The 15,126-nt window shown below is 62.0% G+C and carries 11 protein-coding genes; all 11 read right to left on the bottom strand.

The annotated features are described in order from the left end of the window. Position 1 precedes the first annotated feature (1 nt). The 11 genes from HZ99_RS11680 to alg8 all read right to left on the bottom strand — a co-directional run bounded on the left by HZ99_RS11680 (position 2) and on the right by alg8 (position 15,110). Positions 2–1,453: a mannose-1-phosphate guanylyltransferase/mannose-6-phosphate isomerase gene (locus HZ99_RS11680; RefSeq protein ID WP_038443213.1), complete on the bottom strand. Its 1,452-nt coding sequence runs from the start codon at positions 1,451–1,453 to the stop codon at positions 2–4. 150 nt (positions 1,454–1,603) lie between these two features. Then, a complete protein-coding gene (locus HZ99_RS11675; protein WP_038443210.1) occupies positions 1,604–2,257 on the bottom strand; it encodes an alginate O-acetyltransferase AlgF in 654 nt (217 codons plus the stop codon). Positions 2,258–2,273: 16 nt separating this feature from the next. Then, positions 2,274–3,464 (bottom strand): alginate O-acetyltransferase, encoded by a 1,191-nt coding sequence (locus tag HZ99_RS11670; protein ID WP_038443208.1) that lies wholly within the window; start codon positions 3,462–3,464, stop codon positions 2,274–2,276. Positions 3,465–3,475: 11 nt separating this feature from the next. Continuing rightward, entirely contained in the window at positions 3,476–5,008 is a 1,533-nt protein-coding gene (locus HZ99_RS11665) for an MBOAT family O-acyltransferase (protein WP_038443205.1), read from the bottom strand. Positions 5,009–5,240: 232 nt separating this feature from the next. After that, positions 5,241–6,350 (bottom strand): mannuronate-specific alginate lyase, encoded by a 1,110-nt coding sequence (locus HZ99_RS11660; RefSeq protein ID WP_115284361.1) that lies wholly within the window; start codon positions 6,348–6,350, stop codon positions 5,241–5,243. Between the two features lie 8 nt (positions 6,351–6,358). Then, entirely contained in the window at positions 6,359–7,807 is a 1,449-nt protein-coding gene (locus HZ99_RS11655) for an alginate O-acetyltransferase (protein ID WP_038448056.1), read from the bottom strand. Positions 7,808–7,818: 11 nt separating this feature from the next. After that, positions 7,819–9,408 carry a mannuronan 5-epimerase AlgG gene (gene algG / locus HZ99_RS11650; protein WP_038443200.1) on the bottom strand — a complete coding sequence of 530 codons (1,590 nt, stop codon included), beginning with the start codon at positions 9,406–9,408 and terminating at the stop codon, positions 7,819–7,821. Next, positions 9,408–10,895, bottom strand: coding sequence for an alginate export family protein (locus tag HZ99_RS11645; protein ID WP_038443197.1), 1,488 nt, complete (start codon positions 10,893–10,895; stop codon positions 9,408–9,410). The genes algG and HZ99_RS11645 overlap by 1 nt, the downstream gene beginning before the upstream one ends. After that, a complete protein-coding gene (algK, locus tag HZ99_RS11640) occupies positions 10,892–12,403 on the bottom strand; it encodes an alginate biosynthesis TPR repeat lipoprotein AlgK (RefSeq protein WP_404942433.1) in 1,512 nt (503 codons plus the stop codon). The genes HZ99_RS11645 and algK overlap by 4 nt, the downstream gene beginning before the upstream one ends. A 17-nt stretch (positions 12,404–12,420) precedes the next feature. Further along, positions 12,421–13,590 (bottom strand): alginate biosynthesis protein Alg44, encoded by a 1,170-nt coding sequence (locus HZ99_RS11635; RefSeq protein ID WP_038443192.1) that lies wholly within the window; start codon positions 13,588–13,590, stop codon positions 12,421–12,423. A 38-nt stretch (positions 13,591–13,628) separates the two neighbouring features. Further along, positions 13,629–15,110, bottom strand: coding sequence for a mannuronan synthase (alg8, locus tag HZ99_RS11630; RefSeq protein ID WP_404942432.1), 1,482 nt, complete (start codon positions 15,108–15,110; stop codon positions 13,629–13,631). Positions 15,111–15,126: the final 16 nt, after the last annotated feature.

The raw sequence follows: 15,126 nt of genomic DNA, 5'->3' as shown, positions 1-15,126 counted from the left end.
GTTACTGCGCGATGGTTTTCACCGACACGCCACGTTCAACCGGGGTAGAGCGCCCGTAGATATCTTCGAACCGCTCGATATCGTCCTCGCCCAGGTAGCTGCCCGATTGCACTTCGATAATCTCCAGCGGGATCTTGCCGGGGTTGCGCAGGCGATGCACCGAGGCAATCGGAATGTAGGTGGATTGGTTCTCGCACAGCAGGAACACGTTCTCGTCGCAAGTCACCTCGGCGGTACCGCTGACCACGATCCAGTGTTCGGCACGGTGGTGGTGCATCTGCAGCGACAGGCACGCGCCCGGCTTGACCGAGATGTGTTTGACCTGGAACCGCCCGCCCATGTCCACCGAGTCGTAGGAACCCCACGGACGGTAGACCTCGCAGTGGTTCTGGGTCTCGCTGCGCCCCTGTTCGTTGAGGGTGTTGACCATCTGTTTGACGCCCTGGACCTTGTCCTTGTGGGCAATCATCATCGCGTCCTTGGTTTCCACCACCACGATGTTTTCCAGGCCGATCACCGAGACCAGCTTGCCGTTGCCGTGGATCATGCAGTTCTTGCTGTCCTGGATCACCACGTCGCCCTTGGTTACGTTGCCGTTGGCGTCTTTATCGTTGACCGCCCACAACGAGGCCCAGCAACCCACGTCGCTCCAGCCGGCGCTCAGTGGCACGACGCAGGCGCGCTGGGTTTTTTCCATTACCGCGTAGTCGATGGAGTTGTCCGGGCAGCAGGCGAAGGTGGCTTCGTCGAACGTTACCGTGTCGGCGGTGTGTTCGCTGCGCTCCAGGGTCAGGACGCAGGTGTCGTAGATGTCCGGGTCGTGCTTTTTCAGCTCTTCGAGGAAGCGGCTGGCGCGGAACAGGAACATACCGCTGTTCCAGAAGTAACCGCCGCTCTTGACGAACTCGACCGCCCGTTTTTCATCGGGTTTCTCGACGAACTGCTGCACGCGGCTGACGCCTTCGGGCAGCAGTGAATCGTTGGTGGACTTGATGTAGCCGTAGCCGGTCTCCGGTCGCGTGGCCGGCACGCCGAACAGCACCATCTCGCCTCGCTCGGCGGCCACGGTGGCCAAGGCCAGGGCGCGCTGCAGGGCTTTCTGGTCATCCAGTACGTGGTCGGCGGGCAGGACCAGCATCAGCTCGTCACGACCTTCGTTGACCAGCATCATCGCGGTCAGCGCCACGGCCGGCGCGGTGTTGCGGCCAAACGGCTCCATCAGGATGCGCTGGCTCTCCAGCTTGCGCGCGCTCAGCTGCTCGTTGACGATGAAGCGGTGCTCCTTGTTGCAGACCACGATAGGCGTGTCCATGCCTTCAAACACCAGGCGCTCCAGGGTTTGCTGGAACAGCGTGTGCTCACCGGTCAGGGCCAGGAACTGCTTAGGGAACTGTTTACGCGAAAGCGGCCAAAGACGTGAGCCGCTACCACCGGAAAGGATTACTGGGATCATGGGTGTTTCTCCTTGAATCGATTTGGGTCAGAGCCTGTGGGAGGGGGCTTGCTCCCGAAAACGGTGTATCAGTCGGCACATCTGCTGATGAACCACCGCATTCGCGAGCAAGCCCGCTCCCACAGGGGGAGCGTCAATTTCAGAATCTAATCAGCGGGTCGACACGGGGCGCTTGACCCACACTGGCGACAGGCTGCTGCCGGAACCGGTGACATACAGCACCGCGGCCTCACCACGCTCCAGGGCCACCGGCTTTACGTCGCCGACCTTCTTGTCGCCGTCATACAGCGCCAGGCTGACCTTCACCGGGTTGATCTCGCGCTCGCCACGGCCCTTGGCGGCCACGGCCTTGACCACGTCGGTCTTGCCGTCGGCAGTCTTCAGGCTCAGGACCTTGTCGCTGAGGTTCTGCACGCGTACCAGGGACTTCTGCTTGTTCTTGAACGGCGGTTCCTCGATCAGTTGCGGTTGGCCTGTGCCGCTGTTGACCAGGGTGTAGTAGTGATCGGCGGCGAGCTTGACGGTGACGTTCTGGCTGCCGACCTTGGCGCTGTAGTCGCCGCCCGGCAGGAAGCTGAAGTCACTGCTGGCCAGCGGTGCCACATCGCTCAAGGCGGTGTTGCCGACACTGGCGCTGACTTCCTGATTGCTGGCGTTGAACAGGCGCACGAAGCTGGAACCTTTTGGCGCGACGGGGCCGTAGAGGGCGGCGTCGCCGGCGAAGGCGGGCAGCGATACGAAACTCATGCCGGCGGCCAGGGCCAGGGTCTTGGCGAGACGACGCGAAGTAGTAGTGAACGTCATGTGAGTTACCTCTCTTTCAGTTTTGCGCCCGGTCGGGCGTCTCGGATTTCGGGTGGTCGATTGGGGTGTTGATGGCCATGTTCTGTTGGCGCGTACCGGCTTGTTTGAGTTGCGCGACCCACTTGGGGTCGGCCTCGCCGGTTTCGTTGTTCACAGGCAGATAACGTTCCGGAAACTCCCAGATCAGCACCTGTGGCGGGCTGTTCTTGAAGTCATCGCTTTTCAGGTAGCTGAGCATCGGCAGGATCGGGCCGTGGCCGTCTTCGGAGTAGTTCACCACTTCGCTGCCCAGGGCTTGTTTCAGGGCGCCGACGAAGTTCCAGTTGGGGTTGGCGCTATAGCTGGTCCCCACCAGGGCCACGGGCATCTCGCTGTCGGCAAACAGGGCGTCGTCGCCCGCCGCCTGGGCTTGCACCGCGTGGGTCACGCGTTTTTGCAGGGGCTCCTTGGGCGGCATCAGGTTTTCGAACAGCGGGTCCAGGGGCAGGAACAGGCGCAGGTCGCCGCTGTGGGGGGCGATACCCTCGGCGTCGGTGACAAAACGCAGGGGTTCGCCACTGAGCAGGGTCTTGGCGTTGATCACGCTGGCCAACTGCTTGGCCGCGACTTCGGCGCCATCGGGGGTCCAGTGCGTGTCAGTGCGCAGGAACACTTGCTGGCCATGGAGCTTGGCCTGTTGCAGTGGGCCCAGCAGGTCGGGGGCGATGATCTTGTCGGCGGCAACCCGGGCATGGAAGTCCTGGTAGAGCCCGGCATGAATGCCCGCCGGTTGTACGTCACCCAGGTGCTCGGGGTACAGGCGCACCTTGGCCGGGACAATCGCCATCACCAATTGCACGCCCTTGGCCTTGAGGGTCTGGCGCACGCCTTCGACCAGGGCGTAGTTGTCTTGCAGGTTCTGCGCCTGGTTGACGGCGGGGTTGAACTCCTCGTTGCTGTACAGCCAGTGATCGCGCCCCAGCACCACGCCGGGGCGGCCTTCGTTGAACAACGTGTAGTCCAGCGCCGCCCAGAGGTTGGTGCCCAGGCGCTTGATCGGGAACTCGTCGTCGTAGTGGGTCTCGATGGCCTTGGCCCAGCGACCGTTGAGTACGGTGGCGTCGGCGTTGGTGCTGAAACCGAAGAAACTGCGCACCGACCACGCGCCCAGGGCCACCAGCAAGGCCATGAACAGCGCGGCGTAGAGGATGCGGAATGAACGGGTCATGGTCGGCTCCCTCAGAATTGGAAGTAAAGGAACGGCGAGAAGCTTTGCGCCGAGAGTTTCAGGATCGAAGCCACGAACAGCAGCAGGATCACCGCGCGCATGGCATAGCGTGGCCAGTCGGCAGTCCAGTAGGCCGGTTGCACGGCGGCGTTGCTGCCGACGCTGAAACCGGGCTCCTGGACGCTGCCGGGGTGATCGCCAGGCACCGCCTTGATCAGGCTCGGGTCAGCCGGCTTGGCCTTGTCGGCCGGGCGATTGCGGTAGAAGTCGCGCAGGCCGAAGAACGCCAGCGTGGCGTACGCCACCACCAGGGTTGCCACTTGCAGGCCGGTGAGGTTGGCGCGGTTGAGTTCCGACAGCGACCACTCGCCAAAGCTGAACATCGCGCCGTACATGCGCCCGGCAACGTGCAGGTTTTCGGCACGGAAGATCACCCAGCCCATCACCACCAGCAGGAAGGTGAAGGCCCAGCGTACCGGGTTGAAGCGGCGGGGCGAGGTGTTCAGGCCGATGGCTTTTTCAATCGCCAGCCACATGCCGTGCCAGGCGCCCCACACGATGTAGGTGATGTTCGCGCCGTGCCACAGGCCGCCGAGCAACATGGTCAGGAACAGGTTGCGATAGGTCGTCAGCGTGCCTTTGCGGTTGCCGCCCAGGGTGATGTACAGGTAGTCGCGCAGCCACGTGGACAGGCTGATATGCCAGCGCCGCCAGAACTCGGTGATCGACTGGCTGATATACGGCTGCTTGAAGTTCTCCATAAAGCGGAACCCCATCATCAAGCCCAGGCCGATGGCCATGTCGCTGTAGCCGGAGAAGTCGAAATACAACTGCGCGGTATACGCCAGCGCGCCGAGCCAGGCGTCACCGGTGCTGGGGTTTTGCAGGGCGAAGCAATGGTCGGCGACCACCGCCAGGGTGTCGGCGATAAACACCTTTTTGATAAAACCCTGCATGAACCGCGTGCAGCCCTCGGAGAATTTATCCAGGGTGTGGGTGCGGTTGTTGAACTGGTCGGCCAGGTCGCGAAAGCGCAGCACGGGGCCTGCGATCAGGTGCGGGAAAATCGCCACGAACGCGGCAAAGTCGATGAGGTTGCGGGTGGCCGGGGTATCGCCGCGGTACACGTCGATGATGTAGCTGATGGACTCGAAGATGTAGAACGAGATCCCGATAGGCAACAACACATGGGTCAGGATAAACGGCTCCAGGCCCGCTGATTTCATCATCAGGTTGATGCTGTCGACGCCGAAGTTGGCGTACTTGAAGTAGCCCAGGATGCACAGGTCGACCGCCACGCCGAGCAGCAGCCAGCGCTGGGCCGGCTTGGTCCTGACGCCCGCGGCACCGACCTTGAGGCCGATCCAGTAGTTCCACAGGGTCACGGCGGCGAACAGCGCCAAAAAGTCCACGCGCCACCAGGCGTAGAACACGTAGCTGGCAATCAGCAGCAGCAGATTGCGATAGCGTTGCCCGCTCAAATAGTACAAGCCGAGGAAGATCGGCAAGAACAGAAACAGGAACACATTGGACGAGAAAACCATCCCGATCTCTCCATGTTTAACCAACAGTCAAGGGCCAACGGCCCCCCCAAACCCCCCACGAAAAACCGGGGAGGGCGGTACTACCTTTTCACTGTCGAAACCGGCTCGAAATGTGGGAGCGGGCTTGCTCGCGAAGGCGGTGTGTCATTCAACACAGTAGGCGACTGTTACACCGCCTTCGCGAGCAAGTCGAAGCGTCGAACCGCCACTCCCACATTTGGACCGAGTACGGTCAGGAACCTTTGTTGCCTTTTTCGTGCGCCGGGTCGTAGACCTTGGTCAGGTCGCCGCCCAGGCGGAAAGTCTTGAACGGTTGCATGTCGTGCTTGCGTTCCAATACCTGCGGCGCGCAGGTGTAGAGGGTGCAGAACGGTTCGAGCCAGGCGAATTTCGAGGCCTGCTCCAGGTCCTGCATGTCCTGCTCCTTGCCGTTCTTCTGCTCGAAGAGGTCCGGGTCCTTGACCCCGGCCAGCACCGTGTCGCCCAGGCGCTTGAGCGCGCCGTTGTTTTCGCCGCGCACGTCCACACCGTTGACCAGGGCAAAGCTGGCGATCATCGCCAGTGGCGGCAGGGCGTAGTTGTGGTAGGCCAAAGCCCGCTGCTGGCGCTTGAGTTCGTTGGGCAGATAGCCCTGGGCGTCGACCTGGTTGGCGCCGACCTTGTATTCCTTGACCGCCCAATCGAACAGGTCGCGACGGTTGGTGGCGACAGCCGTAGCCATCACCGACCAGGCGGCCCAGTACGAATGGTTGTTGGTTTTTTCCAGGGGCAGGTTGTCCCAGTCGCTGACCACTTGCTCGGCCAGTTTGTTGAACCAGGCTTCGATCAACTGCGATTGCTGGGGGTATTTGGCCAGTGGCTGGGACTCGGAAAACTTCAGGCGCACATAAGCCGAAGCCATGCTGCCCAACGCCCATTTGCGCATGGATTTTCCGGTGTGGTTGAAGTCCTTGGACATCAACGCATCGGCCTTGGCCCAGCCCACCAGCCAGTTCAGGGTGCATTGCAGTTGCTCCGGGCGACCGTCGCGCATGAACTGCATCACCCGCTTGCTGGTGTCTTTTTCCAGCTTGGTGATATCGGCGGTGCTGTCGCGAAAGGCCTTTTCCGACTGCACGTTCAAAGTCGAACGGGCTTTGTCGGAGCCTTCGTATTTGCTGCGAAACTGCAGCGGACCGGTGTAGGGCGCCGGCATGGCGTCGCAGTCATTCTTGAAGTCGCCGGTCTTGAACGCTTCAATCGGCGCGAAATAGCCCTGGGGCGGGCGCAGTGGCGCGGCGGCGTTGACTGAGCCTGCGAACATCGCCAGGCCCAGCAACGTTGGAATCAATCGCTTGTGCATAGGTAACCTCATTGCCCAAGTTGGGCGGTCTGCTGACCACCGCTTGGGAACACGTTGCGTGTGCAAATTTTCGCTTCGACTTTCTGCGCGGCGGCACCCGCTTCAGGGCCCTGCACTTCCACGGCCAGCAGGTTCTGCGAGGACCAGTCCTCATCGGTGCGCAGTTCAAAGGCGAAACGCCCGTCTGTCTCGGCTGTTTCGGGTTTGTCGATCTTGATGTCCTCGTGGCGACCATTCATGTACCAGAGGGTGGCTTGCAGGGTTTTCACCGAGGGATCGGCGAAGCGAATGTCGACCTGATGGCGGCTGTTGCGCAGGTCCATGTTCTTGCTGTTGACCATCAACGTGTTCTTGCCCGGCTTGAGGGTGGTGCTGGCGCTCATCTGCGCCGGCTTGCCTTCGCAGCCGTTGTCGAGCAGCGCCATCATTTGGCGGTAGGTCGTTTCCTGGTCGAGGCGATACAGCGGCGAGAACTCCCAGATCAGAATCTTTGGCGGGCTCTTCTGGAATTCTTCGCTGCCCAGGTACTGGATCATCGAGCCTTCCAGGCCACCGCCGGGGAAGGCGACGTTAAGGATGTCGGCGCCGATTTCCTGTTCCAGGAAGCCGGCGAAGTTGTAGTTCTTGCCACTGTGGCTGGTGCCCACCAGGGTGATCTGTGGGTTGCCGGAATCACCGAACAGGTCGCCATCGGCGGCTTCGCCCTTGGGTTCGGTGCTGAACTGGTCCATGTATTGGATGGCGTAGCTGGTACCGCACAGTTGCCCGGCCATGTTGTGCAGGGTGCCGGTCTTGCCCATGCGCCCGGATTTCCTGGTCTCGAATTCACGCTGGGGGATCCCGGCGAATTCAGGCATGGCCCGCACCCTGGCCCCGACGATTTTCGCGGTGCGCTGAGCGCCATAGGGCGTCCAGTGCTGATCGCCACGGAAGTAGAAGTCGTGGGCCGGCAGTTCGTCCGGAAGTTGTTCATTGGTCAGTGGCGAGAGGTCCGGCACCACGTAGCCCATCTTGGCAAAACGTCCAAGCATGGTCTTGTAGTTGCCCAGGGCCTTGTCGAAATCAAAACGTGCTTTCTCCGCCGGGTTGAGCTTGTTGCGGTTCACCAGGCCACGGGTCGGCTGGTAGACCACGACCAGTTCCACGCCCTTGCTCTTGAACGCATCGTGCAACTGCTGCATGCGCTTGTAGCCGGCCGGGGTGGTGTCGAATTCGGTGCGCAGGTCTTCCTGGGTACGGAACAGCCAGTCGCCCTGGGCCTGCACCAGCGTGGTGAAGTTCTGCTGGTAGCGGGTGGTGTAGTTCTTGGCATCAAAGGCTGCGGGGCACAGGTTGCAGCACGGCTCGGCGGTGAAGCTCGGCGCCTTGGCGTCATCGGCGCGCGCGGTGCTGCTGGCGGCCAGGATGCCGAGGGTCAAACCCGAGAGGCTGAGCAGCTTGATCATGTGTGGGTGCATAAGGGTCATCCTCAGTCCTGCAATGGGGTCTGGCGTTCGACAGGGTCGATCAGCACGGCTTTTTTCTGGCGTACCAGCAAGTCGAGAATCTCTTCCTGACGATCACCCAGAACGCCGGAGAAGCTGATGCCACTGGATTTGGTCGGTGCGAGCATCGACACGCGGTACAGCTCGATACTCAACGGCGAGTCGATGGACAGCGGCCCACTGCCGTTGGCCGCCAGCTCGCCGCCCACCACGATCAGCGAAACCTTGGTGTCGAACGGGTCGAGTTCGATATCGCGGTCGGTATCGGTCAGGTCCTTGATATGGCCATAGACGCCGGTCAGGCCGTTGGCCATGGCGAGGTTTTCGTACAGGCGGATATTCACGCTGTTGCGCACGCGAATGCCGTGGCGGCGGTTGCTGATCACCTTGTTGCCCCACAACAGGTTGTCGCCACTCTCATAGAGGGTGATGCCGTCGGTGTGGTTGCGGTAGATCTCGTTGTCGGCAATCAGGTTGTTCACGCTGTTACGGTCGATCACCAGGCCCGACAGCTTGTTGTCGTAGCTGCGGTTATTGAAGATAAAGCTGTCATTGACCTCGCGGGAAATGATGATGCCGTGCTTCTTCTTGGTGCCGTAGACGGTGTTGTCGGCAATGATCAGGCCGTGGGAACGGTCGTGGGGGTCAATGCCGTAGACGATGTTGTCTTTGTAAGTGCTGCCCTTGATCACAAAACCGGTGGTCTCGTAGCAGTAGAAGCCGTACCACATGTCCGAGAACTCGGAATCGACGATCCAGCCGGTGGGTTCCGGGCGCTTGAGGACCTTGGCCATGTTCGGCGTGTACTGGGAAATACTCACGCCGTAGGACTTACTGTTGGCATAGCCGAAGCTGGCCATCTTGCTGTTGACGATATAGGTCTGGGTGCCGCCCCAGGCCAGCAGGAACGGGCGGAACTCCTTGGACGAGCGGAAGGTCGCCGGGCCGTTGGTCTTTTCGCGCCAGCCGGTGACCTTGGTGTCACGTACAAACAGCTGGCCGTCGTTGACCAGGAACGAGCCGGCCTCCTGGGACAGGCGCAACTCCTGGGTCTGCCGGTCGATTTCGAGGATGCCCTTTTCGCCCACCACAATCGGCAGCCTGGCCAGGAACACGCCGGGCGAGGTTTCGCTCAGGTATTGCTTGGGCACTTTTTTGAGCAGGTCCTTGAGGTTCATATAGCCGTCGTCGATAAAGATCGCCTGGGGGATGCCGTGCTGGCGCACCACCCATTCGGCCATCTTGTTGTCGCCGCCGATAAAGTCCTTGAGGGCGTTTTCCTGCATCATCCGGCGCACGCTGACCTTGCCGGGCTGGCTGCGCACGATTTTCTTCGCCACGGCTTGTGCGGTGTAGCCCGAGAGGTCCGGCAGCGCCGGTTTGGCCATCTCCAGCGGCGCGGTGGGCGGGCTGCTGATGGTGTAGGTCTTGGCCTGTTGCAGTTCCTTGGCGAGGGTGGGCGCCTTGACCTGCGGCTCGACATTGGCAAAGGCCGGGGCGCACGCCAGCAGCATTGCCGCAGCGAGGAGGGCCGAGCCATTGAGGGCGTGAGGATTCATTGCGCAGGCTCCCATCAGAAACGCCAGATCACATCGACAAAGGCGCGGTGCATGTACGAGTCGACTTGCTTGCCATAGGCGTCGCCCGGTTTGAACACGCCGCCACGAAAGCGCACCAGGGCCGACGGTTCGTCGATCGACTGGCTGAGGGCGGCGGGCAGCAGGCCTTTCTTGAAGTACTTGGTGACCACCAGGTCCATCTCCTGGCCGAGGTCTTTCTTGCCGTCTTCCAGGGGCAGGGAGGTGCTGGACAACACGGCGCCGGTGACGTCGTCGTAGGTGTTCTGCACCGCATCGATGCCATTGCTGCCCACCGGCTTGTTACCGTCCACACGCCAGAACTTGTGGTAGACCAGACTGGCGTCGTAGTCGTCGCGCAATTGCCAGGAGCCGAACAGGCTCATGGACTGCATGTTATTCATCTCGCCGCGAAACGCTTCGCCAAAACGATGGACCCGCGATTGCGTGCCGGTGAAGTTCGAGCGGTTGCTTTGCAGGCCGTTCTGCTCGTAGTCGGCGCTGGCACGGGCATAGGCCGCCCCCACTTGCCACTGCGGGTCGAGGCGCAGGCGCACGCCCAGGTCGGTCGCCCAGCCATCCACGTCACTATTGCGCTTGGCGGTGGCCGGGCGGCTGCCGTCAGGGTTGAGGGCATTGACCTTGCTGCGCTCGCCCTGCATGCCGGTGACGCTGGCCCAGTAGTTGACGGTGTTGGTGTTGCGCCAGTTGTAGGCGTCGCTGTTGGCCTCAAGGCCAAGCCAGGTCAGGTCGCCGTTCTGGCGCTTGTCCAGCGGGTCGGCGGCTACGCCTGGTTGCGGGTAGTCGAGCTGGCCGTCGTCATGGCTGTGGTGGCCGCGTACGCCGACCCAATGGCCGGGTGTCCACTGGTAGGCCGCGTCGGCATAGAAATGCTGGCGGTCCTTGTCTTCGGGGGACAGTTCCTTGAGGTCGGTGCGGTATTCGCTGAAGCGTTCGGCCGCGCCGACATTGGCCTTGAGCAGGGTGGTGTCGAAGGTCCAGTTCAGCGCTTCGATATTGGTATCGCGCCATTGCCCGTCGTCATTGCGCAGGCGCTGGCGGCCCAGTTTGAGGATCTCGCCAGGGTAGGGCGTGAAGCCGCTGTAGCCGATCCAGAACTCGCGCAAGGCCAGGTAGTTCTTCTTGGTCTTGCGGTCGTTGTTGCTCGATTGCTCGGGGGTGTCGCCATCGGACTGTTGCAGGGTGTCGGTCTCGATGATGTCGCTGGAGGTCACTGCCTGGCCCATGGCGTAGGCACTCCAGGCACCGCGTTCACCGTAGACCCACGGGCGCAGATCCAGGCCGATACCGTTGACGTCGCCGCCGCGCTGGGTGCCGAGGTCGCGGTCATCTTCGGACTGGCCGGTGACTTTCACTTCCAGGCCGAAGTTCTTGTCTTCGGTCAGCGCGGCCAGGGTCGGGCATGACCACAGCAGGGCGAAGGTCAGGCCAATACCGGCCTTGACGAATGGATTGAGCTTCATAGGGATTCCTCGCCGTCTTCTTCTTGCAGGGCGTGCAGTTGCAGCGTGCTTTGGCTCAAGGCGCCACGGGCGGCCAGCTCTTGTTGCAGCAGGCGCTGGCCCTCGGCGCGCTGGGCGGGCGGCAGTTGTTGTTCGAGTTGTGCGGCCAGTTCATTGGCCTGCGGGGTGTCCTGGGACTTGGCCAGTTGGCTGAATACATAGGCATTGAGGGGGTTGGGCTGGGTGCCCTTGCCTTGGGAAAACAACTGGGCGATGGCGAAGTCGGCACTGTTCTGGCCGTTGCGCGCAGCGGTCAGCAAATGGTCGAGGGCTTTTTGTGGATAGACCTGGCCCAGGTAGCCTCGGCGGTAGATCTGGCCGAGGTAGTAATCGGCCGCCACTTCCTGGCCCTGGGCTTTCTGGAAGTGGGCTTCGGCGGCCTTGGCATCGGCCGGTACCCACTTGCCTTCGTAGTACAGCTTGCCCAGCAGCAGTTCGGCGCGGGGCTGGTCGGCGGCACGGCCGTTGTCCAGGTACTTCATCATCTGCTCGACATCGCCCCGTTCCGGGAAGTCGTAGAGCAACTGCGCGAGGCTGATCCAGGAAGCAGGGTAGCCGGGGGCGATGTTTTCCAGCAGGGCCTGGGCGGTTTTTGCGTCAGGTGTGCCGAGGGAGGCATCGCCCAGCACCCGGGCCACACTGTCGACCCGCTGGGCGGTGACGGTGCCACGGCCATAGCCGGCTTGCATCTGCTTGAGCAGTTCGGCCTGTTGTTCCGGCTGGCCGCGCTTCTGGTAGACGGTGGCCAGTTCGACGTAGCAGATATCGGTGCTGTTGAGCGCGGCCTTGCAGATTTTTTCCACGTCATCCAGGTGCTGATCGTAAGTGCCCTGGGTGCGATACAGCAGCACCTGCGCCAAGCCCGCTTCGGGGTAGCCGGCAGTGCGCCAGGTGTCGATCTGCTGCTGCGCGTTGACGCTGGGGAAATCGTGGGGGTATTGCAGGTACAGCATGGCCAGCGGGATCAGGGTGTTGCCTTCGCCATTGGCAAAGGCTTTTTTCAACAGGCTTTCGGCTTCGCGGTGTTCGGCCTCGGTGGCGCCGGGCTTGGCCACCAGCAGGCGACCGAGACGGGCCTGGGCGCGGGACGAGGTATCAGCGGCCGCGCGGTAGGTGGCTTCGGCCTGCTTGATTTGCGCCGGGTCGCGGCTGCCGACCTGGATATCCGCGAGGCCGACCTGGGCCTCGCTGTAACCCAAGTCCGCCAGTTGCTGGTAGTTCTGCGCGGCGGTGGCGGTGTCGCCACGCTTGAGCGCTTCATTGGCCAGGCGCTGGTCGGGCAGGCCGGCGCAACCGGCCAATGTGACGGCAAGGGTTAATGTGCACAGCGATCCAATGTGGGAGCGGCGGTTCGACGCTTCGACTTGCTCGCGAAGAGGCCCTGTCAGTTGATGCATGTGTTGGCTGACACACTGCTTTCGCGAGCAAGCCCGCTCCCACAGGTATTTTGGTGTTTTTGAGAGAGTCATCACAGGCATGTCCTCGCTTACAAACCAGCAGCCATGGCTTTGTCGATCAGCCAGTTCAGGGACGGGCCACGGTCGCTGGTCACTTCCACGGGGCGGCCGGCGTAGGCGCTGTCCAGCGGGGCGTCGGGCTTGATCTGCACGCGGATATCCGAAGACAGGTCGGCGCTGTTGAGGCTGGTGCTGCTGACGATGGTGCCGGTGCGGGTCTGTTCTTCGTCGGCGACCTGGAAGCTCACCGGTGTACCTGGGCGCACATCCGCGAACTGGCGATAGGAGAAACGCGCCTCGACATTCGCCTGGCTACCGCGCGGCACCAGTTGGAAGATCACATCCCCTTTGCTCGCATATTGACCGTCGGCCACCAACTGCTGGGCGACGATGCAGTCGCAAGGCGAGGTCAGGGTGCCGGTCATTTGCTTGCCGAACAGTTCTTCGACCTTGGCCGGTTGCAGTTGGTCTTCGTCCAGGTGGCCCTTGAGCACGTCGAGCATGCTGGTGCTGAAGGTCGCCAGTGGCGCGCCTTTGGCGGCAACGCCGTGGTCCTTGATCAGGCTTTGTACGGTGCCGTCGCGAGGCATGGTGACGTTCATCCCCGGCACGCTGACCAACCCGGCCTGGGCGTGGCTGACGAAGTACATGCCGTACAACGACTTGAACACAAAACCGAACGCCGCCAGGCCTACCACGAAGATCGCCAGGCTGAAGGTTACGGCGCGCAGGCGGCCCAAGGCGCTCATGCCGCTGCCACTGTCCTTGACCTTGCGCGCCTTGGTGAAGTTGTCGCGTTGCAAGGTTGCCAGCATGTCGCCCATGGTCACGATGTCGCCGGACAGGTGCGAAGTGATCAGGTGCCGCAGGGTGGAAATATCCTGGGCATCCAGGTTCTGGAACTGGCAGCCGGTACGACCGGTCTGGCGGTCATGGGAGCGCACCATCAGCTCCACGTCCATCGCCAGGCCGAGGTTGTCGATGACAAATTGCAGGCGCGCCTTATGCACATCACCGACCTTCAGCGGTTGCTGGGCGGCATTGAACGCCAGGCCGCCGGCGGACAGGTCGATGACCCGCACTTCCATGGGCGTGCGGTCGGCGCCGAAGAAGCGCAGCTTGGCCGGGATTTTGACCCGGGCGTGTTGGCGCTGGGCTTCGGATTCGTGGACAACGTTGGCGTTTACTTGGCTGTTCATGGCGTACTAATTCCTTGGTTAATTCAGGCTTGGCAGGGTCAGACCATCATCAGCAACACGGCGACGAAAATGCTGCCGGCGGAGAAGGTCATGGTCCGAGACGACCAGGTGTTGAACCAACGTTGAAAGCTGGCCAAATCGCGGGTCAGTTTGGTGTCCTGGCGGGTCCAGGATTGTTGATCGAGGCGGAAGAACACGTAGATCTTCACCAGCGCGCCCATGATCTGGTTGTAATAGAGAATCACCGGGTAGGCGGGGCCTATCCTGTGGCCCGAGCACGACAGCAGCAGGGTCAGGATCAGGCGGGTGATACCGATCCATAAAAGGTAAACGAGGATGAATGCACCGCCGTACTTGAAGGTGGCGATGATCGCCACGGTCAGGCCCAGCAGGGAGGTCCACATCGACACGCGCTGGTCGAACAGCACCACGCTGGTGAACAGGCCCAGCCGTTGCATGCCCAGGCCCAGGGCACGGGAGTTCTGGCGCAGGTTGTTGCCGTACCAGCGGAACATCAGCTTGCGACTGGCCTTGATAAAGCTCTTTTCCGGTGGATGCTCGACGGTGTTGATCGCCGCATCCGGCACGTAGAAGGTGTCGTAGCCCAGGCGCATCAGGCTGAACCAGCTGGACTTGTCATCTCCGGTCAGGAATTTGAAGCGGCCCAGGCGCCAGTGTTGCAGCGAGTCGCTTTCCACATCGGCGATAAAACCGGGGTCGGTGACCACGCTGGCACGGAACACCGACATGCGCCCGGTCATGGTCAGCACGCGCTTGGACAGGGCCATGGAGCACATGTTGATGTGGCGCTGGGCGAAGCGCAGCTTGTGCCACTCGCTCATGATGTAGCCGCCGCGCACTTCGCAGAACTCGTTGGTGGTCAGGCCACCGACATTGCCGAACAGCTGGAACCACGGCACGGTCTTGCGCACCACGCCCTCGGCGAGCACGGTGTCGCCGTCGATGACCGCAACGACCGCGCGGTCGTCCGGCAGGTGGCGGGAGATCGCGCGAAAGCCGAAGGCCAGGCCGTCGCGCTTGCCGGTGCCGGCGATACGCACGAAGTCGAGCTTGACGTGATCCGGTGGGTTCATCTTTTCCCAGAGGCCCTTGACCAGCAGCTCATCGGACATTTCCACCAGCGAGCAGACCACGGTTGTGGGAAAGCCACACTCGATGGCCTCGCGAATCACCGAGCTGTAGACCTGGGCGGTGGTCAGCGCATCGATCCGGAAACTGGTGACCATCAGGAACACATGGGACGGGTCCGCCGCCGTGCCCAATTTGCGCACCTTGCGCCGCAGGTGCGGGTAGACCACGTAGAGGAACAGCATGCCGCGCACAAAGTGCGTAGCGCCCATGGAGTAGCGCCAGATACCAACGGCGCCAATCAGGAAAATGAAATGCCTGGACTGCGAGTCGAATGTGCTCGCCGGCAATGCCAGGGCCAGGCACATCAATACGCTTAAAAACAGCAGCCAACCGGCGGCCTGAAGGAGGCCGTGCTTTAGCCTGTGCATAATCTGCATCCGTCTG

Source organism: Pseudomonas fluorescens, from assembly GCF_000730425.1.
GTDB classification, from domain to species: Bacteria; Pseudomonadota; Gammaproteobacteria; order Pseudomonadales; family Pseudomonadaceae; genus Aquipseudomonas; species Aquipseudomonas fluorescens_X.
The sequence above is the reverse complement of the archived record's forward strand: the minus strand, read 5'-3'. Positions and strand labels throughout refer to the sequence as shown.

Coding starts and splice junctions, on each gene's coding strand:
- HZ99_RS11680 (WP_038443213.1), bottom strand. CDS start 1,453: ATGATCCCAGTAATCCTTTCCGGTGGTAGCGGCTCACGTCTTTGGCCG.
- HZ99_RS11675 (WP_038443210.1), bottom strand. CDS start 2,257: ATGACGTTCACTACTACTTCGCGTCGTCTCGCCAAGACCCTGGCCCTG.
- HZ99_RS11670 (WP_038443208.1), bottom strand. CDS start 3,464: ATGACCCGTTCATTCCGCATCCTCTACGCCGCGCTGTTCATGGCCTTG.
- HZ99_RS11665 (WP_038443205.1), bottom strand. CDS start 5,008: ATGGTTTTCTCGTCCAATGTGTTCCTGTTTCTGTTCTTGCCGATCTTC.
- HZ99_RS11660 (WP_115284361.1), bottom strand. CDS start 6,350: ATGCACAAGCGATTGATTCCAACGTTGCTGGGCCTGGCGATGTTCGCA.
- HZ99_RS11655 (WP_038448056.1), bottom strand. CDS start 7,807: ATGCACCCACACATGATCAAGCTGCTCAGCCTCTCGGGTTTGACCCTC.
- algG (WP_038443200.1), bottom strand. CDS start 9,408: ATGGGAGCCTGCGCAATGAATCCTCACGCCCTCAATGGCTCGGCCCTC.
- HZ99_RS11645 (WP_038443197.1), bottom strand. CDS start 10,895: ATGAAGCTCAATCCATTCGTCAAGGCCGGTATTGGCCTGACCTTCGCC.
- algK (WP_404942433.1), bottom strand. CDS start 12,403: ATGACTCTCTCAAAAACACCAAAATACCTGTGGGAGCGGGCTTGCTCG.
- HZ99_RS11635 (WP_038443192.1), bottom strand. CDS start 13,590: ATGAACAGCCAAGTAAACGCCAACGTTGTCCACGAATCCGAAGCCCAG.
- alg8 (WP_404942432.1), bottom strand. CDS start 15,110: ATGCACAGGCTAAAGCACGGCCTCCTTCAGGCCGCCGGTTGGCTGCTG.